This is a genomic window from Cedecea sp. FDAARGOS_727 (assembly GCF_012273235.1).
GTDB classification, from domain to species: domain Bacteria; phylum Pseudomonadota; class Gammaproteobacteria; order Enterobacterales; family Enterobacteriaceae; genus Cedecea; species Cedecea davisae.
In genome coordinates, this window is the sequence record NZ_CP050966.1 from 2731224 (window position 1) to 2754002 (window position 22779).

25 protein-coding genes are annotated in these 22779 nt (G+C 54.1%); 5 read left to right on the forward strand and 20 right to left on the reverse strand.

The features are described from left to right. Positions 1-75: 75 nt before the first annotated feature. Complete coding sequence (locus FOC35_RS13045; RefSeq protein ID WP_172569105.1) at positions 76-858, forward strand: helix-turn-helix transcriptional regulator; 783 nt, start codon at positions 76-78, stop codon at positions 856-858. On the opposite strand, the gene leuA is transcribed toward FOC35_RS13045, so the two are convergent. From leuA to FOC35_RS13120, 15 genes are all read right to left on the reverse strand, one after another. Further along, positions 836-2497, reverse strand: a complete 1662-nt coding sequence (gene leuA / locus FOC35_RS13050; RefSeq protein WP_172569106.1) for a 2-isopropylmalate synthase — start codon at positions 2495-2497, stop codon at positions 836-838. The genes FOC35_RS13045 and leuA overlap by 23 nt on opposite strands. Positions 2498-2638: 141 nt before the next feature. Next, positions 2639-4177 (reverse strand): multidrug efflux MFS transporter permease subunit EmrB, encoded by a 1539-nt coding sequence (gene emrB / locus FOC35_RS13055; RefSeq protein WP_016537963.1) that lies wholly within the window; start codon positions 4175-4177, stop codon positions 2639-2641. Positions 4178-4192: 15 nt separating this feature from the next. Continuing rightward, positions 4193-5365 carry a multidrug efflux MFS transporter periplasmic adaptor subunit EmrA gene (gene emrA, locus FOC35_RS13060; protein ID WP_172569107.1) on the reverse strand — a complete coding sequence of 391 codons (1173 nt, stop codon included), beginning with the start codon at positions 5363-5365 and terminating at the stop codon, positions 4193-4195. 134 nt (positions 5366-5499) lie between these two features. Continuing rightward, positions 5500-6030, reverse strand: coding sequence for a transcriptional repressor MprA (gene mprA, locus FOC35_RS13065; protein ID WP_016537961.1), 531 nt, complete (start codon positions 6028-6030; stop codon positions 5500-5502). A gap of 85 nt (positions 6031-6115) precedes the next feature. Beyond that, positions 6116-6313: a hypothetical protein gene (locus FOC35_RS13070; RefSeq protein WP_016537960.1), complete on the reverse strand. Its 198-nt coding sequence runs from the start codon at positions 6311-6313 to the stop codon at positions 6116-6118. Positions 6314-6475: 162 nt separating this feature from the next. Then, complete coding sequence (locus tag FOC35_RS13075) at positions 6476-7654, reverse strand: MFS transporter (RefSeq protein ID WP_172569108.1); 1179 nt, start codon at positions 7652-7654, stop codon at positions 6476-6478. 128 nt (positions 7655-7782) lie between these two features. Then, a complete protein-coding gene (gene proX, locus FOC35_RS13080; RefSeq protein WP_172569109.1) occupies positions 7783-8775 on the reverse strand; it encodes a glycine betaine/L-proline ABC transporter substrate-binding protein ProX in 993 nt (330 codons plus the stop codon). Positions 8776-8831: 56 nt separating this feature from the next. Next, entirely contained in the window at positions 8832-9911 is a 1080-nt protein-coding gene (gene proW / locus FOC35_RS13085; protein ID WP_016537957.1) for a glycine betaine/L-proline ABC transporter permease ProW, read from the reverse strand. Further along, entirely contained in the window at positions 9908-11107 is a 1200-nt protein-coding gene (gene proV, locus FOC35_RS13090) for a glycine betaine/L-proline ABC transporter ATP-binding protein ProV (protein ID WP_172569110.1), read from the reverse strand. Before proV ends, proW begins: the two co-directional genes overlap by 4 nt. A gap of 255 nt (positions 11108-11362) precedes the next feature. Next, positions 11363-12556 (reverse strand): alginate lyase family protein, encoded by a 1194-nt coding sequence (locus FOC35_RS13095; RefSeq protein ID WP_172569111.1) that lies wholly within the window; start codon positions 12554-12556, stop codon positions 11363-11365. Positions 12557-12591: 35 nt separating this feature from the next. Beyond that, a complete protein-coding gene (gene nrdF / locus FOC35_RS13100) occupies positions 12592-13554 on the reverse strand; it encodes a class 1b ribonucleoside-diphosphate reductase subunit beta (RefSeq protein WP_172569112.1) in 963 nt (320 codons plus the stop codon). 22 nt (positions 13555-13576) lie between these two features. Further along, positions 13577-15721, reverse strand: coding sequence for a class 1b ribonucleoside-diphosphate reductase subunit alpha (gene nrdE, locus FOC35_RS13105; RefSeq protein ID WP_172569113.1), 2145 nt, complete (start codon positions 15719-15721; stop codon positions 13577-13579). Further along, positions 15694-16104: a class Ib ribonucleoside-diphosphate reductase assembly flavoprotein NrdI gene (gene nrdI / locus FOC35_RS13110; protein WP_172569114.1), complete on the reverse strand. Its 411-nt coding sequence runs from the start codon at positions 16102-16104 to the stop codon at positions 15694-15696. The genes nrdE and nrdI overlap by 28 nt, the downstream gene beginning before the upstream one ends. Next, positions 16101-16337 carry a glutaredoxin-like protein NrdH gene (gene nrdH, locus FOC35_RS13115; protein WP_016537951.1) on the reverse strand — a complete coding sequence of 79 codons (237 nt, stop codon included), beginning with the start codon at positions 16335-16337 and terminating at the stop codon, positions 16101-16103. Before nrdH ends, nrdI begins: the two co-directional genes overlap by 4 nt. Positions 16338-16652: 315 nt before the next feature. Next, the gene (locus FOC35_RS13120) at positions 16653-17084 is read right to left on the reverse strand and encodes a carboxymuconolactone decarboxylase family protein (RefSeq protein ID WP_016537950.1); all 432 of its coding nucleotides are present in this window, start codon (positions 17082-17084) and stop codon (positions 16653-16655) included. Between the two features lie 131 nt (positions 17085-17215). Between FOC35_RS13120 and FOC35_RS13125 the strand changes: the two genes are divergently transcribed. Then, entirely contained in the window at positions 17216-18547 is a 1332-nt protein-coding gene (locus FOC35_RS13125) for a PLP-dependent aminotransferase family protein (RefSeq protein ID WP_172570365.1), read from the forward strand. Positions 18548-18617: 70 nt separating this feature from the next. Here FOC35_RS13125 and FOC35_RS13130 read toward each other — a convergent pair whose 3' ends face one another. Beyond that, positions 18618-18947, reverse strand: coding sequence for a DUF883 family protein (locus FOC35_RS13130; protein ID WP_016537948.1), 330 nt, complete (start codon positions 18945-18947; stop codon positions 18618-18620). Positions 18948-19107: 160 nt separating this feature from the next. Between FOC35_RS13130 and FOC35_RS13135 the strand changes: the two genes are divergently transcribed. Continuing rightward, positions 19108-19452, forward strand: a complete 345-nt coding sequence (locus FOC35_RS13135) for a DUF2002 family protein (RefSeq protein ID WP_172569115.1) — start codon at positions 19108-19110, stop codon at positions 19450-19452. 45 nt (positions 19453-19497) lie between these two features. Here FOC35_RS13135 and FOC35_RS13140 read toward each other — a convergent pair whose 3' ends face one another. After that, positions 19498-19953 carry an L-alanine exporter AlaE gene (locus tag FOC35_RS13140; RefSeq protein WP_172569116.1) on the reverse strand — a complete coding sequence of 152 codons (456 nt, stop codon included), beginning with the start codon at positions 19951-19953 and terminating at the stop codon, positions 19498-19500. Positions 19954-20304: 351 nt separating this feature from the next. Here FOC35_RS13140 and FOC35_RS13145 point away from each other — a divergent pair, with 351 nt between their 5' ends. Further along, positions 20305-20592: a DUF2623 family protein gene (locus FOC35_RS13145; protein ID WP_039898714.1), complete on the forward strand. Its 288-nt coding sequence runs from the start codon at positions 20305-20307 to the stop codon at positions 20590-20592. 114 nt (positions 20593-20706) lie between these two features. Here the strand turns inward: FOC35_RS13145 and FOC35_RS13150 are convergent, their stop codons facing one another. The 3 genes from FOC35_RS13150 to FOC35_RS13160 form a co-directional block, all read right to left on the reverse strand. Continuing rightward, positions 20707-20886: a hypothetical protein gene (locus FOC35_RS13150; protein WP_172569117.1), complete on the reverse strand. Its 180-nt coding sequence runs from the start codon at positions 20884-20886 to the stop codon at positions 20707-20709. Between the two features lie 92 nt (positions 20887-20978). Next, positions 20979-21503 carry a rhodanese family protein gene (locus FOC35_RS13155; protein ID WP_039898712.1) on the reverse strand — a complete coding sequence of 175 codons (525 nt, stop codon included), beginning with the start codon at positions 21501-21503 and terminating at the stop codon, positions 20979-20981. Positions 21504-21511: 8 nt separating this feature from the next. Then, positions 21512-21814, reverse strand: coding sequence for a helix-turn-helix transcriptional regulator (locus tag FOC35_RS13160; protein WP_172569118.1), 303 nt, complete (start codon positions 21812-21814; stop codon positions 21512-21514). 67 nt (positions 21815-21881) lie between these two features. On the opposite strand from FOC35_RS13160, the gene FOC35_RS13165 reads away from it, so the two are divergent. Then, the gene (locus FOC35_RS13165; protein WP_172569119.1) at positions 21882-22496 is read left to right on the forward strand and encodes a histidine phosphatase family protein; all 615 of its coding nucleotides are present in this window, start codon (positions 21882-21884) and stop codon (positions 22494-22496) included. The last annotated feature ends 283 nt before the right edge of the window (positions 22497-22779 follow it).

The following is a 22779-nucleotide window of genomic DNA, read 5'->3' on the forward strand; positions in this document are numbered from 1 at the left end:
TAAAAAGGAGCCATATGGCTCCTTTTTTTACGCCTGGCGTATGCTATCTTCATCTTTTTGCACACGAAGTAAACTATGTCCACCAGCCTGGAATTTAATTTCGCCACGCGGCCTCTGGTTCCTTTTGCCCATGATTACCTTCATGGTGAGACGGAGCCATGGCACAGTCACGGCTGCGCGCAACTGCTGCATACCTTGAGCGGCGTAGTGCGTGTAGAAACCCGGCATGGTTTTTGGGTAGTCCCTCCTGGGCGAGGCGTCTGGCTTCCCGCAGGGACTCAACACCGGTTGCAAATAACCGGCAACGTGGCGGCTCGCACGTTATTCATCGACCCCTTTGCCCGGGCAGATTTCCCTTCTGTCTGCCAGGTTGTTCAAGTTTCTACTTTGCTACGTGAGCTGATTATTGCCTCGCTTCAGCTGCCGGAAAGCTATGCTGCGGGCAGCAGGGAAGAGCGGATCTATGAGCTTATTCTTGATGAAATAAGAGTGATAGCCGCGCTGCCCTTTAACCTGCCGGAGCCGCAGTCACCCGCGCTGCTGGCGCTGTGTCGCGAGGTTCAGGCGGAGCCTGGCATATTATGGACAACCGCAATGGCCGCCCGGCGTCTTAACGTTAGTGAACGCACGTTACTGCGTCATTTCCGCCAGCAGACCGGGCTGGCGTTTAGCGAATGGCTGCGCAGGGCAAGGTTGATGGAAGCGCTGAGCCGCCTTGCGCAGGGGCAGTCCGTGCTTCGGGTGGCGCTGGAGTTGGGCTACGAGAGTCACAGCGCATTCAGCGCCATGTTTCGCCGTACGCTCGGCGTTTCACCGAGCGATTATTTCTTTTCGGTTAATCCACCGGAAGAGCGTTAAGCAGCGCCTGCAGCGACGCTCGAGAAACATCATTATCAATACCGGTTCCCCAACTGCTTTTGCCCTGCCTGAAGGTACAGCGAATATAAGCTGCCGAGCGGCTTTCGCTGTGCCTGCCGAGCGTGTGCTCGTGGTAATCCTCAATGGCGAAGGTAATATTAAAGCGAGATTTCAGCGCATCGGCGGCGGCGGAGAGCAGGCCATTGCCTTTGCCCTCAAGCGAGATAATGCCTTCGGCGGTCTGGATATGTGCCGACAGGTGAAGCGTACCGTCGGCCTGGCTTTCACTGCGGTAGTCCAGCAACTGCCGGGGAGCGGTTTGATGCGGGCCATAAAGCTCCCGGAACAGCTGCCAGAGCGCGCTCAGCGTCATTTCATTGCCATCCCTGTCTGTCCGGGCCTGAACATGGCGGCTGAAATCCTGCTGAAGCTCGCGCGGTAAAACCAGACCATGATTTTGCTCCAGCATCCACGCCGCGCCGCTTTTCCCTGACTGGCTGTTAACGCGGATCACCGCCTCATAGCTACAGCCAATATCGTTGGGGTCGACCGGAAGATAAGGCATTTCCCACAGCGGCGAGTCCGCCTGCTGGCGAGCGGTAAACCCTTTCTTAATAGCATCCTGGTGCGAGCCAGAAAATGCGGTAAAAGCGAGTTTACCGGCGTAGGGATGACGAGGGTGGACCGGCAGCTGGTTGCATTGCTCGACCAGTTCCACGACCTGTTTCATATCGCTAAAATCCAGCCCGGGTGATACGCCCTGGCTGTAAAGGTTCATCGCCAGCGTTACCAGGCAGACGTTACCGGTGCGCTCCCCGTTGCCAAACAGGCAGCCTTCTACCCGATCGGCTCCGGCAAGAATTGCCAGTTCCGCGCTGGCAACGCCGCTGCCGCGATCGTTATGCGGATGTACGCTGATACACACTTCGCCGCGGCGGGAGAAATTGTGGCAGAAATATTCAATCTGATCGGCGTAAACATTGGGCGTATTCACCTCAACCGTGGCGGGCAGGTTGATTATCATTGGACGCTTAGCCGAAGGTTCCCATACATCAGCCACCGCCTCACAAATTTGCAGGGCAAACTCCGGCTCGGTAAAGCAGAATGTTTCCGGGGAATACTCATAATTCCAGCTCGTTTGCGGGCTGGCCTCACACAAGGCGCGGATCTGGCGCGTTGCGCTTACCGCCAACTGGACGATCTCTTCTTTGCTCTGGCGGAATACCAGCCTGCGGAACAGCGGTGCGGTGGCGTTATAAAGATGCACCGTTGCGCGATGTGCGCCTTCAAGCGAGGCAAAGGTACGTTCGATTAAATCGCTGCGAGCCTGGGTCAGAACCTGGATAGTCACGTCTTGCGGGATGCGCTGCTCTTCAATCAGCTGGCGAACAAACTGGAAATCAGTCTCCGATGCGGACGGGAACGCAACCTCAATCTCTTTAAACCCACATTTGAGAAGCTGTTCCCAGAATCGTAATTTACGCGGGGCGTCCATCGGCTCCGCCAGCGCCTGATTGCCGTCGCGCAGGTCGGTAGAGAGCCAGCGTGGTGCCCGGGTCAGGGTTTTATTCGGCCACTGGCGGTCGGGTAAGTTCATCGGCGGATGGGTGTGATATTTTTGCGAGGGGTTGGGCAGCATGTTGGTTCTCCAGTTTGTGTCGAGCTTTTATCCTGGCGAACAACGGCGTTTGATACTGGCGCAAAACTGACAACCTGTGGCGCGGATCCGCCAGGTTGATGAAAAGAAAAAGGAGCCAAATGGCTCCTTTTTAGCGTGATATTAGTGCGCTCCACCGCCGCCGCTACCGGCGCCGAACGGAGGTTTAGCAAACCACACCAGCACCAGCATCAGGATAAATACCCCTGCGGAGAACCAGAAAATCTCATTGGCCGAGATTATCAGCCCCTGGTTGGTTATCTGCTGGGCAATATAGCCGGAGGCCTGCTGCTGCGTCATCCCCAATCCCTGTAGCTGGTTGTAAGTCTCCACCGCATTGGGGTTAAACGGCGTAACGGACTCCGTTAACTGGGCGTGGTGCAGCGACTCGCGGTTGGTCCACAGCGTGGTGGTAATCGAGGTGCCGATGGAACCCGCTAAGGTTCGGGTAAAGTTCGACAGGCTCGATGCCGCCGCCAGCCTTTCCGGCGGCAGGCCGGAGAGGATAATGGTGGTTAGCGGCATAAAGAAGCACGCCACCGCAAAGCCCTGCACAAACTGCGGCCAGGCCGACGCACCAAAATCCATACCGGGTTCAAAGGTATACGCACGCCAGTAGAAGCAGACCGCATACATAATGAAGCTGAATGTCACCAGCCGGCGCATGTCCAGCTTATGGGCAAAGCGCCCGATAATCGGTGACAGCAGCACCGGGATCAGACCCACCGGAGCGGAAGCCAGGCCCGCCCAGGTTGCCGTATAGCCGTAGACCTCCTGCAACAGCTGCGGCAGCAATACAATTGCGCCGAAGTAGAGCATATAGGCGAGGCTGATACACAGGCAGCCGATGGTGAAGTTTCGCGACTTAAATAGCGAGAGGTCGACTATCGGGTTGTCGTCCGTTAGCTCCCAGACAATAAGGAAGCTGATGGTGACCACCGCTATAACCGTCAGCACGATGATTTCCGTCGAGTTAAACCAGTCCAGCTCTTTACCACGGTCGAGCATGACCTGAAGGCTGCCTATCCCTATCACCAGCAGCGCCAGCCCGACGGCATCGATGCGGCGTTTCTCGGTTCGGGTTTCGCGCCCACGCAGGGTTTGCAGGGTCATCAGCACCACCGCGCCACCGATAGGCACGTTGATAAAGAAGATCCAGCCCCAGTGGTAGTTATCGCTGATATAGCCGCCGAGGATCGGGCCGCAAATGGGCGCCACGATCACCGTCATCGACCACAGCGCAAGCGCAATACTGCGCTTAGCGGGCGGGTAGTTACTCAGCAACAGGCTTTGCGACAGCGGGATAAGCGGCCCGGCAACAATCCCCTGAAGCACGCGGAAGAAGATCAACATCTCAAGGCTGTTTGACATGCCGCACGCCCAGGAGGCGATAACAAACAGCACCGTTGACCAGAGGAACAGCCTCACTTCGCCGAGACGTTTTGCCAGCCAGCCGGTAATCGGGATCGAAATAGCGTTAGCCACCCCGAACGAGGTGATTACCCAGGTGCCCTGGCTCAGCGATGAGCCAAGGTTACCGGCAATGGTCGGGATGGCCACGTTGGCGATAGTGGAGTCCAGCACCTGCATAAAGGTCGCCATCGACAGCGCGATGGTCATAATGACCAGCTGGGCCCCTTCTAGCGGTTTTTGTTGTGCCATACAACCTCCGCTTTATTAACCCGCATTGGCCTGAATAATCTGGTCAATAAGCTGGTTAGCCGGCGTCAGATTCAGCTCGCGAGCGTTACTCTCATAGACCGGGGAATTGCGTGTCTGGGTAGACAGAATACTGCCGTCGCGGTTGCTGGTATCAACGTTAACCAGCGTGGACAGGCCTATACGCAGCGGATGCTCTTCAACCTGTTTGGCGTCCAGCTCGATACGAACCGGCAGGCGCTGAACGACCTTGATCCAGTTACCGGTGGCGTTTTGCGCGGGCAGCAGGGAGAAGGCGCTGCCGGTGCCCATATCCAGGCCGACGACTTTGCCGGTGTATTTCACCTTGTCGCCGTAGATGTCGCTGATAATGGTCGCCGGTTGGCCGATGCGCATATGCGCCAGTTGGGTTTCTTTAAAGTTAGCATCAACCCACATACCGTTGGCCGGAACGATGGCCATCAGCGGGGTGGACGGGCTGATTTGCGCGCCAACCTGCACCGCACGGCGGGAAACGTAGCCGCTCATCGGACTGACGATTTGCGTACGTTGCAGCGCCATCCAGCTGTTGCGAACTTCGGTGGCAGCCTGTTGAACAGCTGGCTGATCTTCAAGCTTAGTGCCCAGAATCATCGCCTGGTTGGCGTTGTATTGCTGTACGGCAACGTCGAGTTGAGCCTGTGCGCTGGCAACCGCATCACGAGCGTGTTGCAGTTCTTCACGACCAATCAGGTTGGCGCTACCCAGCGGAATGCGGCGGTTCAAATCACTTTGAGCCTGAGCAAGCGCGGTTTTTTGCAGTTCGATGTTCGCCTGGTACTGTTTGCTGTTAATCATCAGTTGGCGAGTCTGGCGCACGCTGGAAGCCAGCTGAGTTTGCGCTTTCTGGAACGCCTGATCGGCATCGGCGCGATCGAGGTTAACCAGCACATCACCCTGTTTTACGAAATCGGTATTGTCTGCCCAGACTTTGGTGACGCTACCGGAGACCTGGGCCATTATTTGCACCTGGTTCCCCGCCACGTACGCATCGTCCGTCTCTTCAAAATGGCGCAGGACTAAAAACCAATAGATCCCATATGCCACGGCAATAATGACAAAGAGCAAGGTCAACAAGAGCAGGGCGCCTTTACGCTTGCCTTTCTTGTTAGCCGGTTGCTGCGGGGCTTGAGTCTCCGCATTTGCGCTCATGCTAATCTCCACCTGTTTTTTTATTATTTCCGGTCAGCTTAGCCGACCTGTTAGACCTGACAGGCCAGCAAATGATTGCTGGCCTGAAAGTAGTTTTGAAATCGGATTGTTGTCAGAAGTGTAGACGGCAGCGTTTAGCTCAGCGCTTCAAGTATCACTTTGTCTTCTTCCATCTGGTCGAGGCGAGTCAGCAGCTTGCGGGTGATGGCTTCGAGCTGCGTTTTTTCATCACCGCTGAGTGCAGACCAGAGTTGGTGCAGGCAGTTATGCTGCGGCGGCAGTACCTGACGCAGGAATTCGTGACCTTTCTCGGTCAAATGCAGGTGCAGGCAGCGGCGGTCATTGTCGCTTTCACGGCGTTCTATCCAGCCGCGTTTTTCCAGCTCATCGGCAATACGGGTAGCATTCGTGCGGGAGGAACCCAGCGCGCAGCTCAGCTCGGAAGGCTGGATGCTGTGGTTTTCCTGGGACTCCAGGGTGATGAGCGCCATGAATAAGGTTTCGTTGATCCCCTGCGCCTTCAGCATCTTATTGCGGTTTTCCAGCAGTTTACCCTGCATGTGCATACAAAGACGGGTTAACAGAACTTCCTGATACGGGAACTCCTGGTAACGTTTGGCGCGGAACTTCAGCATTTGTTCTATGGGCGTGAACGAACTATCCATTTTGGCATAACCTCATTAGTTGCAGCCGATATAGTAACGATGGTGACAAATAAAGTAAATGCATTATTTATACGTTTGTATACGTTTATATACGTTTGGTTGATGCCACCATCGGCGTAATCCACGCTAAGCCGTAGCCCAGAGCGCTAAGCAGCGTGGGGAGAGAAAATGGGTTTCGAGTGGTATAACGGCGTTCAACGGTACGGAAACCGGAGGCTATCGCGATGAGGATAGGAGGGATTGCGATGGGGAAGCTGTTCGTCAGCCCTGTTGGGTTTGCCATGCTGTGGCAGTTGTGGGCCGAAACAGTTGCGGGTCTATCCATATCAAATATTAATAAATAACCAGCGTTAATGTCACTCGAATTAATAAACAGGGACAACCTTAACAGACTGCCCCTGCCATTACACCCCTAATTTCCCTTACGGGCCGCAGAGGTACTGGCTTAATCCGCCTGACGCTGGTATCCGCGCCACCACACTACCAGATTTAGTAGTGCCACGACCGCACCGGCGATGCAGACGCCGTTCCAGCCAGCATGTTGGTAAGCGCTTGCGGAAATTAACGAACCCGCCGCACCGCCGATGAAGTAGCTGGTCATATAGCCGGCGGTCAGCCGGTTACGCGCTTCGGGCATCATGCGGTAGATCAGGCTTTGGTTGGTGATGTGTACGCCCTGAACGGTTAAATCCAGCACCAGGATCCCGACAATCAACGCGATGGCCGAGAACTGGCCGAGGGCAATGGCTGCCCAGGAAAGCAGCAGGAGCAGCAGACCGATGGTGGTGGTGTGATGCCCCTTGCCCTTATCGACCAGTCCGCCAGCAGGGCGAGCGCCCAAAGCACCTGCCGCACCGGCCAGGCCGAACAGACCGATAACGCCCTCTGAATAGTTAAACGGCGGTGAGGCGAGCAGAAACGCCATTGAAGTCCAGAGAATACTGAAGTTAGCAAACGTCAGGCAGCCGAGCAGGGCGCGGGTGCGTAACAGGCTGTTTTTGATAAACAGGCTGAATATAGAGGTCAGCAACTGAGGATAATTAAGATGGCTCTCCTGTTTTACCTGCGGCAGCCCGCGCCACAGCGCAATTGCCATTAGCGCCATCAGCACGCTGGCTACCCAGTACACGGTACGCCAGCCGCCGAGGCTTGCCAGCAGACCAGCCACGGTTCGTGCCAGCAGAATACCCAGCAGCAACCCGCTCATAATAGTGCCTACAACCTTGCCGCGTTTTTCCGGAGCGGCGAGCGTGGCGGCGAACGGGACAAGGATTTGAGCAACGACCGAGAACAGGCCGGTCAGCGCGGTACCCAGAATCATCATCGACAGAGACTGGCTGGTGGCGGTAATCAACATGCCGCCTGCGGCGAGTAGCGTCATAAATACGATTAGCCCGCGGCGCTCGAACATATCCCCAAGCGGCACCAGCAGCAGCAGGCCCGCCGCGTAACCAAGTTGAGCGGTGGTGACGATGAAGCCAGCCTGGTTAACGGAAAGCGAAAATGCGTTTGCAATAGTGTCGAGCAGCGGCTGCGCGTAGTAGTTACTGGCAACGGCCAGCCCGGTAGCAACGGACATCAGGACAATCAGCGTTGGGCTGAGAGTGTGAGTGGTGTTTTTCATTATTATCTTCAACTTGCCAAAGAGAGGTTGAAATAATAGCGAAAAATTATGTCAGCAGAAGGGAAGGCGGGTGTCGGTTTGTGCGGTAAAACCCTCCCCCTCCTGGGGAGAGGGAGGAGAACGGTGGTTTATTTCGCGGCTAATGCTTCTTTCACCCAGCCGTCAAACTGCGCCTGGTGCGCCTTAATCCAGCCGTCAACGTGGCCGTTGATATCCGCTTCTGAAGACTTACCGCTATGCATCATTGCATTCTGGGCGTTAATGTCCGCCAGCGGCAGCTTCATCACGGCAAACAGTTTGGCCGCCTGTGGGTTCTTTTCGGCCCAGGCTTTGTTCGCCACAATATGCATGGTGTTTACCGGGAAGCCGTAGTTAGCGCCGTTAGGCAGCTTGGTGTCGATGTCTTTCTGCTCGCCCGGCAGGGAAGAGAACGGCACCTGTAACCAGACTACGTCTTTACCCGGTTTCAGCACGTCGCTCACCCAGTACGGCGTCCAGGTGTAATACAGCACCGGTTTGCCCTCTTTAAAGCGCGCGATGGTATCGGCCATCATTGCCGAGTAGTTCCCGTGGTTAACGGTAACGGTATTGGCAAGCTTATAGGCTTCGTTCTGGTGGTTGATAACCGCCTCGCAGCCCCAGCCCGGCGTGCAGCCCATCATGTCGGCTTTGCCGTCGCCGTTGCTGTCGAACAGTTTGGCGATTTTTGGATCTTTTAGCTGCTCGATATTGGTGATGTGGTAGGCATCGGCGGTTTTTTTGTCGATGAGATAGCCCTGCGCTGCGCCGGTGACAAAAGTGCCTTCGCGATAAAATTTCTTATCGCCACCCGCGGCGGCATACATATCGTCATGCAGCGGCTGCCAGTTTACGGCGGTGAAAGTGGCATCGCCCGAAGCAATAGAGGTGTAGCCGACGTTATAGTCGACCTCGCTTGGTTTATTGACGGTATAACCCATTTTCTCCAGCGCGCGGCTGACCAGCAGCGTCTGGAAGGTTTCTTCGGAAATGGTGCTTTGCACCGGCTGAACGGCGATGCCTTTACCCGGCAGGTCTGCCGCGAAGGCGCTGGTGGTAACGAGTGTCGCAAGAGCCGTGGCTAAAATAGCGTTGTGTCGCATCGTTATTCCTTTTTAGTGGTGATGGGGCGAGGGGCGGCACGGGGCCGCCGCCAGGCTTATTTAATGAAGGGACGGGTCAGCAGGCCCAGAGGGCCGGTGGTGTACCAGCGGCGGTTGCCGCGGGAGCGTGAATCACGCCCGATGGACTGGGTCAGGCGGTCGAGAATAATCGCGAGGATAACAATGCCCACGCCACCGACCGTTGCCAGACCCATATCAAGACGGCCGATACCGCGCAGCACCATCTGGCCAAGGCCGCCCACGGCAATCATCGAAGCGATAACCACCATCGACAGCGCCAGCATCAGGGTCTGGTTGACCCCGGCCATAATGGTCGGCATTGCCAGCGGGAGCTGCACTTTAAACAGCATCTGGTGCGGGCTGGCTCCGAAGGAGCGGGCAGCCTCAATCAAGTCTTCCGGCACCTGCTTAATGCCGAGAATAGTCAGGCGCACAATCGGCGGCAGGGCGAAGATAATCGTCACGACCACGCCCGGCACGTTGCCGATGCCAAACAGCATCACGATAGGCACGAGGTAAACGAACGCCGGTGTGGTCTGCATTGCATCCAGCAGCGGGCGAATAATTTTTGCCGCCCGTTCGCTTCGTGCAAGCCAGATGCCAAGCGGCAGGCCGATTATCATACAGAACAGCAGAGCGGTTAATACCAGCGCCAGCGTCACCATCGCCTGAGACCAGGCGCCAATCGCGCCGATGGCAATCAGGGAAATTAGCGTAGCTACGCCCATGCCGAGGCTCGACATCTGCCAGGCAATTAGCGCAAAGACGATAATCGCCACCGGAGCGGGCATCCCCAGCAGTAGCTGCTGGAAACCGCTAAGAATATAATCCACCGGCACGCGGATGCCCTGGAAGACCGGGCGGAAGTGGATAACCACCCAGTCGATCCCCTGCGTTACCCAACTGTCGAGCGGGATCAGAGTTTTGTGGAACGGATCGAGAATATTAAAGTGCTCTGGCGCTGCGGCCGGAGCCGAATTTAGCCAGTCAGCGCCGCCGCTGGTTGCTGCGTCCGTTGCCGGTGCGCCCCATGCGTCAGTTGAACTTGCTGCCTGATTAGCCGCGGCGTCCGTCGCCGCGCTGCCTGAATCCCACGGATTTGTTGCGTCACTCATTGGTTTGCCCCCTCACGATCTAATGCCTGAAGCAGCACCCCTTTCGAGATGATGCCCACGTATTGCTGCTCTTCGCCCACCACCGGCACCGCGCACGGAGCCTGGCCAACGTGGGAGAGCAAATCGCTCAGTGAGGTTTCAGCGGAAACCGCCTCCGGGGAGGCTAAAAACGCGCTCTCCAGACCTTCGCCCGCAGCAAGTGCGGATTTCAGAGAGTCTGTGGAGACGATGCCGAGGAATTTCTGACCTCGTTCAATGACATAGCCATATTCACGGTCATCATCCTGCAATAGTTTAAGCGCTGAACGTGGCCCAAAACCGGTGGTTTTACGCAGCAGGCCAGCCGGGCTACGGCGGGCAATATCTTTGGCGCTAAACACCTGGCTGATATCTACGCCGCGGAAGAAGGTGCGCACATAATCATTGGCCGGATTATTCAGAATTTCGTCCGGCGTGCCGACCTGCACCACTTCGCCGCCCTGCATAATGGCAATCCTGTCGCCAATTCGCATTGCTTCATCGAGGTCATGAGAAATAAATACGATGGTGCGCTGATGTCTAGCCTGCAGCTTAATTAATTCATCCTGCATTTCCGTACGAATTAACGGATCGAGTGCCGAGAAGGCTTCATCCATCAGTAAAATATCAGGATTAATTGCCAGCGCTCGGGCCAGGCCTACGCGCTGACGCATGCCGCCGGAAAGTTCATCGGGATAAGCATTGGCATAATTCTCAAGCCCTACCTGACGCAGAGCATCCAGCGCTTTTTCCTGGCGTTCTTTTAGCGGCATTCCGGCTAATTCCATGCCAAAGGCGGTATTATTTAATACCGTCATATGGGGCATCAGGGCAAATGACTGGAAGACCATTGAGATCTTATTTTTGCGCACCTCACGCAGCTCGGATTCTGATATTTTGGCGATATCTATGCCGTCTATCAGTACCTGCCCGCGGGTGGGTTCAATCAGGCGATTGAGAAGGCGAACCATGGTGGATTTACCGGAACCGGATAACCCCATGATGACAAAAATCTCGCCTTCTTCAATGGCCAGACTGGCGTCTTTAACGCCAAGCGACAGACCCGTTTTTTCCAGTAATTCGCTCTTGGAGATTCCTTTCTCGATGTATTTGAATGCGCGTTGTGGATGCTCGCCAAATACCTTATATAAATTCTTCACTTCTAATTTAATTGCCATGCAATAAACAGATTCCCGTATTTGATTTATTTATAGATGATTCCTGGTGGAAATATTGACCTGTATATACCCTAACATACTAAGAATCTGAGGCAACCCTCGATTTTGTGATATGAAAATATCCGCGTGGCGAGTGGGGGCGAAATTCCCCATGATAGAAGGGCTGAGGGGGAATGAGTCTGGTGAGATAATTTTTGTCAATGCGATAATATTCTGCCTGAATTTGCGATGATTCAGGCAGAAATGACATAAATATTACCGTTCAAAAATTAAGTTGATTATTGCCGTTTTATTGCGATTTAAAAGCCATTTGGCCTTGCTTTGTAGCGTATTATTTTCTGGCCAGGCATGGGCTGCCGAAACCATATTTTCAAGAGCATCATCAGGCTTAAAAGGCTCGATATTTGGGTAAGGCCATGGTGTCTGGCTATCAACAAATTGAGCAACATACAGGTAGCCATTTTGCAGGCTATGTTCGCCACTTATTGCCTGCCAGACATTGACGCCAGCCCTCTCTCCCAGCCTCCCCAACTGGTTGTAAGCATCGAGAATAAAGTTGCTGTAATGCCAGGAGCGGGTACGGCCAATTTCGGTTTGCGGCACGCCTTTGGCGTCAAACTGCTGCGGAACACGCTGCCCGGCGCTAAACATTAGCCGCTGCTTTGCCGCTTCTTTATCGCCGAGCCATAACGCAATGGCGGCCACCTGCACGTCGTACCAGGTGCCGTGGTTATTGTCGGCGGCGTCTTCTTTCTTACCGTTCTCGCTGGTGGTCAACCAGCGGTAGTAATCGCGGTACCAGTTCCGCAGGCCTTGCCAGGTTTTATCGTCTAACTGGCCGCCGTCATGCAGCAGCTCGATGGCGTCGATTAGCCGCACCAAAACCCGGCCATCGAGAATGCCGGTGCCGCGTACGCCTTTATGTCCTGGAATACTTTGGGCATAAATCAGGTTAGGCGTCATGCGGGTTTCCGGCGTAATAAACCAGTTCACCAGCTGCTGGCGGGCTTTTTCTGCATAGGTCGTTTTGCCCGAGAGCTGCCAGGCCAGCGCCAGATTCCAGACGTCATCAATCATGCCATTAAGGTGGCTTTTATCACTTTGCTTGCCTACGGCGGCAGGATTCATCTGGCCGTCTTTGCGTACCCACGGCAGGCCGTCGGCGGTTTTGGGGTTGGGCCACCAGTAGTCGGAGAAGCTGTAATAGTCATGAGGATTACCCGCCGGAGCGGAGGCGCTTTTTTGGGTAATGCTGTAAAGCGGATGGGTAAGCGCCTGGTCAGCTTTATGCTGGAGCGAGCGCCAGGCGGGCATAACGTCGTGATTTTGCTGGCTAATTTCATACTTACTGCGCGCCAGCTGGGCCATATCCAGCTGCAACGGCGCGCTAAAGGCTAAAGGGGCGCTGCCGCAAAGCAGCGCTAACAGAGAAAAACGAAATAACTTCATAGGCCACCTCGCAGAATTACTCAGCGGCCAGCCTACTAGAAATCCCAATCGTCGTCTTCGGTTTCCACCGCTTTGCCCATCACATAAGAGGAGCCGGAACCGGAGAAAAAGTCGTGATTTTCATCGGCGTTCGGCGACAGCGCGGCAAGAATAGCTGGATTTACCTCCGCCATTTCCGCCGGGAACAGCGCCTGGTAGCCGAGGTTCATTAACGCCTTGTTAGCGTTGTAGCTGAGGAAGCCTTTGACTTCATCTTCCCAGCCCAACTCGCGGTAGAGCGTTTCGCTGTAGCTCAGCTCGTTGTCGTAAAGATCCATCAGCAGGTCCAGAGCGAAGTTTTGCAGCTCGTTTTTCCTCTCCACGCTCTGCTGTGCCAGCGCCTTTTGGTACTTGTAGCCGATGTAATAGCCGTGCACCGCTTCGTCACGAATAATCAGCCGAATAAGGTCGGCGGTATTGGTGAGCTTGCCGCGGCTGGAGTAGTACATCGGCAGCCAGAAGCCGGAATAGAACAGGAATGATTCGAGAAACACGCTGGCGATTTTTTTCTTCAGCGGATCATCGTTCTGATAATGGTCGAGAATAATTTGCGCCTTGCGCTGCAATGCCGGGTTTTGCTCGCTCCATTCGTAAGCGGCGTCCACGTCTTTAGTCTGGCAGAGTGTGGAAAATATCGAGCTATAGGAGCGGGCGTGTACCGCCTCCATAAAGCTGATGTTCGACATCACCGCCTCTTCGTGCGGCGTTAGCGAGTCGGCCATCAGCGCCGGTGCGCCAACGGTATTTTGAATGGTGTCCAGCAGCGTCAGCCCGGTAAATACGCGAATAACCAACTGCTGCTCCGGCTCGCTGAGCGATTGCCAGGCCGGAATATCATTAGACAGCGGTACTTTTTCCGGCAGCCAGAAGTTGCTGGTCAGGCGATTCCAGACTTCGAGGTCTTTCTCATCCTCGATCTTGTTCCAGTTGATGGCGCTTACGCGCGTAAGTTGCGTCATGACTTCTCCTTGTTCTTTCGCTCTATAACGCACAGGACACGCAGCCCTGAACCTCTGTACCTTCCAGCGCCATCTGCCGCAGACGGATGTAGTAAAGCGTCTTAATGCCTTTCTTCCAGGCGTAAATCTGCGCTTTATTAATATCGCGGGTGGTGGCGGTATCGCGGAAGAACAGCGTCAGCGAAAGCCCCTGGTCAACGTGCCGTGTGGCTTCGGCGTAGGTGTCGATAATTTTTTCCGGGCCGATGTCGTAGGCGTCCTGGTAAAACTCAAGATTGTCGTTGGTCATAAACGGGGCGGGATAGTAAACGCGCCCCGTTTTGCCCTCTTTACGGATCTCAATTCTTGAAACAATCGGGTGAATGCTCGAAGTAGCGTGGTTGATGTACGAAATAGATCCCGTTGGCGGGATTGCCTGTAGGTTCTGGTTATATAAACCATATTTGCGCACGTCATCGCACAGCCGCTGCCACTGCTCGCGGGCCGGGATAGTTATGCCTGCTTTTTCAAAGAGGGTGCGCACTTTCTCTGTTTTTGGCTCCCAGCTTTGCTCCAGATACTGGCGGAAGTATTCGCCGCTGGCATAGCGCGAGTGTTCAAATCCGGCAAAGCTTTGATGGCGTTCGCGCGCCAGGGTATTGGACGCATGCAATGCGTGCCAGGTAATGGTGTAAAAATAGATGTTGGTGAAATCCAGCCCTTCGGGGGAGCCGTAGGCAATGCCCTCTCGTGCCAGGTAGCCATGGAGATTCATCTGCCCAAGGCCGATGGCGTGGGAGGCAGCGTTCCCCGCCTCGACCGATGGCACCGAACGAATATGGCTCATATCAGAAACTGCCGTCAGCCCGCGAATTGCCGTTTCCACCGTGCCAGCGAAGTCAGGAGAGTCCATGGTGTGGGCGATATTTAGCGAACCGAGATTGCAGGAGATATCTTTGCCAATCTGCGCGTAGTCGAGGTTTTCGTCAAAGGTGGAGGCGCTGTTAACCTGTAAAATCTCCGAGCACAGGTTGCTCATATTTATGCGCCCGGCAATCGGATTGGCGCGGTTAACCGTATCTTCAAACATGATGTACGGATAACCGGACTCAAACTGGATCTCAGCCAGAGTCTGGAAGAAGTCGCGGGCATTAATCCAGCTTTTACGGATGCGTTCGTCGTCCACCATCTGCTGGTAAAGGTCGTTGACGCTGATATCTCCGAACGGCTTACCGTAAATACGCTCCACGTCGTAGGGCGAGAACAGCGCCATCTGCTGGTTGGTTTTGGCCAGATGGAAAGTGATATCCGGGATGGTTACGCCGAGCGACAACGTTTTAATGCGGATCTTCTCATCGGCGTTTTCGCGTTTGGTGTCAAGGAAGCGCAGGATATCTGGGTGGTGTGCGTTGAGGTACACCGCGCCAGCTCCCTGGCGAGCGCCAAGCTGGTTCGCGTAGGAAAACGCGTCTTCGAGCATTTTCATTACCGGGATAACGCCGGAAGACTGGTTTTCAATACGTTTGATTGGCGCACCTGCCTCACGCAGGTTGGAGAGCAAAAATGCCACGCCGCCGCCGCGCTTGGAAAGCTGGAGCGCCGAGTTAACCGCCCGGCCAATCGATTCCATATTGTCTTCAATACGCAGCAGGAAGCAGGAGACTAATTCGCCGCGCTGTTTTTTACCGCAGTTCAGGAAAGTCGGCGTGGCGGGCTGGAAGCGTCCGCTCAACATCTCATCCATCAGGCGCGCTGCAAGTTGCTCGTCGCCCTGCGCCAGAGTCAGGGCCACCATGCAAACGCGGTCGGGGAAGTGTTCCAGATACTGTTTTCCGTCCCACGTTTTCAGGGTGTAGCTGGTGTAATACTTCCACGCGCCGAGGAAGGTCTGGAACTGAAAGCCGCTGCCGTGGGCGCGGTCAAAAAGCGCCAGCACAAAACGGCTGGAGTAGCGTGTGAGCACGCTTTCATCGTAATAGTGTTCGGCCACCAGGTAATCAAGCTTCGCCTGCTGGCTCGGGAAGGCTACGGTATTCGGCACAACGTACTGCTCAAAGAAGCAATCCACGGCCTGCCTGTCCTTATCAAACTGGATATTGCCCTCTTTATCATAGAGGTTGAGCATGGCGTTGAGCGCGTGATAGTCCACGCTCGGCGCCGCTACGCGGACTGCTTCTGTCGTTGCCAAAATTCGCTTACTCCCTTACGCACGTTTTCGATGTCTTGCGGGGTGCCCAGTAGCTCAAAACGATAGAGATAAGGCACCCGGCACTTTTGTGAAATGACGTCCCCGGCGCGGCAAAACCCTTCGCCAAAGCTGCGGTTACCGCTCGCAATCACGCCGCGGATGAGCGCCCGATTTTGCGGATTGTTTAAAAAGCGGATCACCTGCGGCGGAACGGCTCCGGCAATTCCACCTCCGCCGTAGCTGGGCACAATTAAAATATAAGGCTCCGTCACTTCCAGCCGCGCTTTTACCTCCAGCGGGATGCGCAGCGCGGGTAGCCCGAGACGCTCAATAAAGCGCAGGGTATTTTCCGACTCGCTGGAGAAGTAGACGAGGCTGCTCATGCGCTGGCGGCGACGCTAAGGCGGTTGATCATGTCCGGGCGGAAGCCGCTCCAGCTTTCCTGCTCGGTGACCACTACCGGCAACTGACGGTATCCCTGGGCCCGAAGGTCGTCCGCCGCCTCCGGGTTTTGGTCCAGGCTAATCAAATCGAAAGTAAAACCGCGGCTCTCCATCGCCCGTTTGGTGGCATGACACTGAACACAGTCTGTTTTGGTGTAAATAGTAATGCGCATGATTCGTATTTACCTTTAGAATAACAAAGCGGCGCGTTTCGTCGCGTTGGGGTAGTGGTGTTTCGTTGCAATGAATACTAGATGTTGATTTTATTTTTTGCAACAACGCAACATATAGGGTTTTTAGATTGATTTTACGAAATTGAAAAGTGCAGTGAAATGATGGAGGAAACCCTCACCCGGGGAGGGAGAGGGAGAAAGTTCTACAAAAGCGTTTTTTCATCTCTTCACTTTTCAGGAGAGAGGGGCATGGCACCGTGCGTTTTTCATTCCCTCGCCCCTTTGGGGAGAGGGTCAGGGTGAGGGGCAAAGATTTTACTGGCGCATACCAACCGCAACCCGGTTAAAAGCATTCATCATGCTGGCCGCCAGCGTCAGGTCGACAATCTCTTCGGCGCTGAAAAACTGTAGTAGCGGCTGGTAGACTTCATCTTCGGCATTGCTGTCGGCAATCAGGGTGATGGCTTCCGCCCAGGCGAGCGCCGCACGCTCTTTGTCCGAGAATCGATGGCTCACTTTCCAGCCCGCCAGAGAGTCCAGCTTCACCTGCTCGACGCCTGACTTACGCAGCGCCTTTGAGTGCATTTCCAGGCAGTAGGCGCAGCCGTTAATTTGCGAGACACGCAGAAAAACCAGTTCAATCAGCTCGTTGCTCAGCGGGCCGTTTTCCAGCCCCTGCAATGCCTGTTTCATCGGGTTGAACACGTTCGGAGAGAGCTCATAGTAAGGCTGGCGTAATTCGGTCATGTTTTTTTCCTCATGTTGGTGTGAGGGAAATTTAGCACTATGATGGACTATTAAAGAGAGCCAAAAATTAACTTAAAAACCAGACCATGAAAGCAAAGCCCACGGCGTTTACCGTTTCTCCTCACCACACACTGCCTCGTTACCAGCAAATTGCCCGTCAGTTAAAGCGGGCGATAAACGGCGGTGAGTTAACGGCGGGCAGCCGGCTTCCTTCCAGCCGCACCATGGCGCTGGAGCTCGGCGTGGCGAGAGCAACGGTTGAAAGCGCCTATGGAGAACTGGTAGCCCAGGGCTGGCTGGAACGACGAGGGCAGGCGGGAACCTTCGTCAGCCCCTCGGTGAAAAGCGGCTCAGGGAGCGACAGTTTCTCCGCCCCAAGGCCGCAGGGCGCTCCGCTTCCATTTCAGATGGGGCTTCCGGCGCTGGACGCTTTTCCGCGTGCAATTTGGGCAAGGCTTATGGGGCGGCGTCTGCGCCAGCAAACGCGCTTCGATCTGATGCTGCCGGAGCCGGGCGGCGAGGCCGGTCTTAAGCAGGCCATAGCCGATTACCTGCGCTTTTCCCGCAGCATCGATTGCCAGCCCGAGCAGATTTTTATCACTTCAGGTTTTCAGGCGGCAATTGCGCTGGTGCTCTCCACCCTGGCCCGCCCGGGCGACGGTATATGGCTGGAAGATCCTGGCTATCGTTTTGTGCGCCCGGACTTTGCGCGTGCCGGTATGCAGCTCCAGGCCGTGCCGGTTGATGACGAGGGTATGCAGATTGATTTTGGCATTACCCATTATCCTGATGCCCGCTTTGCCTTATTGACTCCGGCGCACCAAAGCCCGCTGGGTATGGCGCTTTCTCTGCCCCGCCGGCACGCCCTGCTGGACTGGGCCAGCCGCCAGCAAAGCTGGATAATCGAAGACGACTACGACAGCGAATTTCGCTATCACGGTAAGCCGCTGCCGCCGCTGAAAAGCCTGGATAGCCCGCAGCGAGTGATTTACGCCGGAACGTTCAGCAAGTCTATGTTTCCGGCACTGCGCGTGGCGTGGCTGGTGGTTCCGCGCCATGCGGTCGATGATTTTCAGGCCCGGGCGCGCAGGCAGCCCTGTACCGCACCGGTGTTAATCCAGCAGACAATTGCCGACTTTCTCCGTGAAGGGCACTTCTGGCGGCACCTTAAAAAGATGCGACACTGCTACGCCGAGCGGCGGCTGTGGCTGGAAAACGCGCTACGTGAGCAGGGCTTTTCGGTTGTTCCGCAGGAAGGAGGGATCCAAATGGTAATGGAGGTCGCAGGGGATGACAAAGTATTGGCAGACCGGGCAAGAGCTGCGGGACTGGCGGTGCAGGCCTTAAGCTACTGGCGCATTAAGCCGTCAACGCAGGGGGGACTGCTGATGAGCTTTACCAATATCAACTCTTATGAAATGGCGCAGCGTTACGCGCTTCAACTGAGGTTGGCGCTAAAATAAAAACCCCGAAGCAAAGGCTCCGGGGCTGAACGCGCATTTAGTATCATTTATCTACTGCAATAGCAGGGTGTTAGCGGCGGGAAACCAGCAGTGCGCCAATGACAATCCCCACAGCGGCACCAATACCCACGCTTTGCCACGGTTTGTCGCGAACGTATGAATCCGCGCAACCGGCAGCGTCTCGTGCCGCCTGAGTGACACGCCCCTGGCTGCCGTTAAGGCGTGCACGCGTCTCTTTTAGCAGCGCTTCGGCTTTTTTACGCGCCGCATCAACTTCATCTTTTGCGTCGCTGCCGAAGGACTTGAGTACATCTTCCAGCGTATCCGCAAGCTGGGTGACATCGTTATTAATCTCGTCTACCTGAACATCAACGTCATTTTTGTTTGCTCGACTAGCCATGTATCTCTCCCTTTTCAAGATGTAGAGCTAAGTGTAGACCATGAATTTTGGTTATGTGGCGAGCCATGGCTATTGACGGGCTTTCTGGACAATTCCGAAAGCGTTGCCGATGCTGCTTATTGTATCGTTGCCTGGCAGTAAATGATGACGAGGAAAATCTATGTATTTACGACCGGATGAGGTGGCCCGAGTTCTGGAGAGATCGGGTTTTACCATGGATGTGGTAACAGCAAAAACTTACGGTTATCGCCGTGGCGAGAATTACGTCTATGTTAATCGCGAAGCGCGCATGGGGCGCACCGCGCTGATTATTCACCCAACCCTCAGAGAGCGCAGCCAGATGCTGGCAGACCCGGCTTCTGAGATGAAAACCTGCGATCACTATCAGCAGTTCCCGCTCTACCTGGCCGGTGACACGCACGAGCATTATGGTATACCGCACGGGTTTAGTTCTCGTATTGCGCTGGAAAGGTATTTGGCAGGATTATTTGGCGAGACTGATTGAGTCAACGACTGGCAGTTGCGCCAGTCGTTATTCTAACAACGTGGCTCAGGCTCCCGCTTTCATTCCGATAGCGCCGCTGACGCGAAACAGGCGGCGGCAGAAATCCAGGAAGTAGCCGTAAGCGGCACCCATTATCATTGAGATCAGAAGGTTGGAAGTCACAGCCGCCACAATCTGATGCCAGTCCGCACCCACACTCCAAAGAATCGCAACGTAAATGGGTGACTGGAAAGTCACGTAGGCCAGTACGTCAGCGAGATTTTTAGCCCAGCTTGCCGGAGAAACGCGGCGCGCGGTGCGCATAAAGGCGTCACGGTAGAAACCGTAGGGCCAGGCGATAATAATATTGACCGGCACCGCCACGAGGCGAGAAGAGAGCGACTGCTCGAAGCTCATTCCGGAGAGAAAGATCTCAATCATCATATTCACTACCGAGCAATACACTACCATTGCAAAAATATCTGCTGCCGCATGGCGTAAGCGTGACTCAGGGGAAAACATAATGTTGACTCCGGGTTAAAAGTAGCCATATACACTACTTTTTATGCCTAAGTATGGTGTTATGGAGTAACTAATTTATTGTGAGTAGATTATATCTCTACATTGAATCTATCAATTAGCTCAAAATTTTTATTTATCGAAATTTTGTCGATAAAGTGCGATGAAACACAGTTCCGTGCTGGCATTTCCTGATTTTGTGGTTCTTGTTTTATCTTTCTATGGGATATCAATGAGATGACTTTCTCGTTTCACAACCGATGAAATCCACGCAAAAGCATGGGTTTTAGGGATACCCATTGCTGGATAAATCGTTATATAATTTTGTATATAGCGAGTGGTGAGGAGTCACTGATGGATAATCATTTTGGTAAAGGCTTAATGGCCGGGCTGAAGGCCAGGCAGGCCGACAGTGCGGTGAACGTTGAGCGCTTCTGTTCTGATTATAAACGCGGCTTTGTGCTGGGCTTTACCCATCGAATGGCCGAGCAGACCGGCGATCGCCAGCGGGCGGCCTGGGAAGCGGGCGTGCTGACTCGCCGTTATCACCTGGATAAAGAGTCGGTAGTTGATTTTCTCAAAGAGGTTAACGCCGACGTAGCGGTTCGATGTTTTTTTGCGGGGTATGAGAAGGGTTATTGATTGCTGACCTGGATTTCCGCCGTGCCCGGTTGTTTATGAATGGCGATAACAAGGATAGGGGCACTTTATATTGATAATTTCGGCGTGAAGCGATTCACGCCGAAATTTTATGGCTTAGCAAACGCCGAAATCACCTTCTTCTTTGTACAGCGATACGGAGTCCGCTTTCAGCGTTAGCTTTTCCGCGCCCGGCGCCGAGGCGGGAACACAAATTATCTCTTCTCCCTGAACCTCAACCACCTGCAGCTTAGGACCACCCTGATTGGGCTGAACAACATCACCTGGTTTAAACATAAAAAACCTCTGAATGCTAAGGGAATTTAATGCAGCAGCGCCGCGTTGATAACCATAGATCAGAAACCGGAGCGGATAAAGCAACATCGCGGCTAGCGTCGGTTCCAGGGCATATGGGCCAGCAGGCGAGCCATGCCACAAAACCCGGTAACTCCGGCAAACACCAGGCCCGCGCCAACAAAACCGGGAAGCAGGAAGAACCCCTGATTGACGCCGTAACCCAGCAAAACGCCAAGCAGGATCAGCGCACCAGCCACAATTTGCACCTGCCGCATCATCGGCATGGGCTGGCTCTTGTCTTCTTGCACTTCCTGGCCTAATTTTTTCCAGCTATCCAGCCCGCCTGCCAGCAGCAATACGCGAGCTGGCTCGGCTATTTCCGCCAGCTTTTGTGCATTCTGGGTTGAGCGCATACCCGACTGGCAGTGAAAAATCACGACATCATGAGGATCTAGCGGCCCCAGGCGTGCACCGTTTTTAATGGCTGAAAGTGGCAGCAAATGGGCCTCAGGGATATTTTCTCGCGCATATTCATCCGGTTCACGGATGTCTATCAGCGCGGCGCCTTCGGTAATCAGCTTTTTAGCTTCTTCCGGCGAGATGGCAGAAACGTTCATCATGCTCCTTAAGGACAATAAATGGATTTCAGCGCCGCTATGACTTCGCGTACCGCGCTATCTTTAATGAAATAGAGGACTCGCTGGGCGCTACGCTGGCTCTCAATAAGCCCCTCATCTTTCATACGCGCCAGATGTTGGGAGGTGGCCGACGGGCTTAAACCCGTGGCAGAGGCCAGCTGGCCCGCGCCGGTGCCCGGTGAGTCGAGTAGCAGGCAAAGGATCAGTAATCGCCTGGGGTTGCTCATCGCTTTGAGCAGCTTCGCGGCGCTTTCAGCGCTGGATTGAAGTTGTATGAGCTCAGATTTCATAAATCATTATTTTATATAGTTCTAAATTAAGGTGATGCTAAATCAAACGTCAGCATAAGGGAAGAGAATGCAGGTTATTGTGGTTAGACATGGGGAAAGTGAAGCGAACCGGCAGGGGGTTATTCAGGGGCGGTTAGACAGTCGGATAACGGATCGCGGGCATAGACAAGTTATTGCCCTGGGGGCTGCTCTGGCAGATTACTCAGTTTCGCATATTTATACGTCCCCGGCTTCGCGCGCTAAAAGCACGGCACGGGTGCTGGCTAACCAGTTTAGCTGCCTGCTGACCTGCGATGAACGGTTGCATGAGCGCCACTTTGGCGTGCTTCAGGGAATGCAATTTGCACAGACGCTTAGAGAGTATCCTGGGATGGCTGAGCGCCTTCTTTCCGGGAGTCCGCAGACGGCAATACCGGGTGGTGAAACGGTTTTTGATGTCAGTAACCGCCTTTTATCCTTTCTGAAAGAGTTGTCCGGGAAGCATGAAGATAAAACAGTCATTATTGTTAGTCATGGTCATGTGCTGGAGATATTAATTTGGCAATTAAAAGGCGGAGCTATTAATGATGATTTAAGAAGATATGGACACCAAAATGCCGCTTATAGTGTGTTGAATGTTGGGGGCGAAGCTATTGAATTAACGAGTTGGGGAAGGGCGACGCATTTAAAGGATACAGGCTAATGCTGGAATACAAAACATCCTGACCTTATGGCTAATTGTTATGCGTAATGTAGGGCTTTATTGGTATTTTCTTTGATGACGAAACGCATTTTTTACTTTCTAAAATGAATTTATGTTATTTTTTATTAGGAATAATCTGTATTTCATCTCTCGCATGCATTTATTTTATTTGTTTTTTAATCATTTTAAAACAATGGGTTAAATTGGTTTGAAGGTCTTTTTTAGCCATTTCAATTCTATCGAAAAATCAGACTTGTTATTCATTCCATGAGTCAAATCAAAT

What these genes read in the sequence shown, in the direction of transcription:
- FOC35_RS13045 (WP_172569105.1), top strand. Translation starts at nt 76, where the DNA reads ATGTCCACCAGCCTGGAATTTAATTTCGCCACGCGGCCTCTGGTTCCT.
- leuA (WP_172569106.1), bottom strand. Translation starts at nt 2,497, where the DNA reads ATGCTGCCCAACCCCTCGCAAAAATATCACACCCATCCGCCGATGAAC.
- emrB (WP_016537963.1), bottom strand. Translation starts at nt 4,177, where the DNA reads ATGGCACAACAAAAACCGCTAGAAGGGGCCCAGCTGGTCATTATGACC.
- emrA (WP_172569107.1), bottom strand. Translation starts at nt 5,365, where the DNA reads ATGAGCGCAAATGCGGAGACTCAAGCCCCGCAGCAACCGGCTAACAAG.
- mprA (WP_016537961.1), bottom strand. Translation starts at nt 6,030, where the DNA reads ATGGATAGTTCGTTCACGCCCATAGAACAAATGCTGAAGTTCCGCGCC.
- FOC35_RS13070 (WP_016537960.1), bottom strand. Translation starts at nt 6,313, where the DNA reads ATGGCAAACCCAACAGGGCTGACGAACAGCTTCCCCATCGCAATCCCT.
- FOC35_RS13075 (WP_172569108.1), bottom strand. Translation starts at nt 7,654, where the DNA reads ATGAAAAACACCACTCACACTCTCAGCCCAACGCTGATTGTCCTGATG.
- proX (WP_172569109.1), bottom strand. Translation starts at nt 8,775, where the DNA reads ATGCGACACAACGCTATTTTAGCCACGGCTCTTGCGACACTCGTTACC.
- proW (WP_016537957.1), bottom strand. Translation starts at nt 9,911, where the DNA reads ATGAGTGACGCAACAAATCCGTGGGATTCAGGCAGCGCGGCGACGGAC.
- proV (WP_172569110.1), bottom strand. Translation starts at nt 11,107, where the DNA reads ATGGCAATTAAATTAGAAGTGAAGAATTTATATAAGGTATTTGGCGAG.
- FOC35_RS13095 (WP_172569111.1), bottom strand. Translation starts at nt 12,556, where the DNA reads ATGAAGTTATTTCGTTTTTCTCTGTTAGCGCTGCTTTGCGGCAGCGCC.
- nrdF (WP_172569112.1), bottom strand. Translation starts at nt 13,554, where the DNA reads ATGACGCAACTTACGCGCGTAAGCGCCATCAACTGGAACAAGATCGAG.
- nrdI (WP_172569114.1), bottom strand. Translation starts at nt 16,104, where the DNA reads ATGAGCAGCCTCGTCTACTTCTCCAGCGAGTCGGAAAATACCCTGCGC.
- nrdH (WP_016537951.1), bottom strand. Translation starts at nt 16,337, where the DNA reads ATGCGCATTACTATTTACACCAAAACAGACTGTGTTCAGTGTCATGCC.
- FOC35_RS13120 (WP_016537950.1), bottom strand. Translation starts at nt 17,084, where the DNA reads ATGACCGAATTACGCCAGCCTTACTATGAGCTCTCTCCGAACGTGTTC.
- FOC35_RS13130 (WP_016537948.1), bottom strand. Translation starts at nt 18,947, where the DNA reads ATGGCTAGTCGAGCAAACAAAAATGACGTTGATGTTCAGGTAGACGAG.
- FOC35_RS13135 (WP_172569115.1), top strand. Translation starts at nt 19,108, where the DNA reads ATGTATTTACGACCGGATGAGGTGGCCCGAGTTCTGGAGAGATCGGGT.
- FOC35_RS13140 (WP_172569116.1), bottom strand. Translation starts at nt 19,953, where the DNA reads ATGTTTTCCCCTGAGTCACGCTTACGCCATGCGGCAGCAGATATTTTT.
- FOC35_RS13145 (WP_039898714.1), top strand. Translation starts at nt 20,305, where the DNA reads ATGGATAATCATTTTGGTAAAGGCTTAATGGCCGGGCTGAAGGCCAGG.
- FOC35_RS13150 (WP_172569117.1), bottom strand. Translation starts at nt 20,886, where the DNA reads ATGTTTAAACCAGGTGATGTTGTTCAGCCCAATCAGGGTGGTCCTAAG.
- FOC35_RS13155 (WP_039898712.1), bottom strand. Translation starts at nt 21,503, where the DNA reads ATGAACGTTTCTGCCATCTCGCCGGAAGAAGCTAAAAAGCTGATTACC.
- FOC35_RS13160 (WP_172569118.1), bottom strand. Translation starts at nt 21,814, where the DNA reads ATGAAATCTGAGCTCATACAACTTCAATCCAGCGCTGAAAGCGCCGCG.
- FOC35_RS13165 (WP_172569119.1), top strand. Translation starts at nt 21,882, where the DNA reads ATGCAGGTTATTGTGGTTAGACATGGGGAAAGTGAAGCGAACCGGCAG.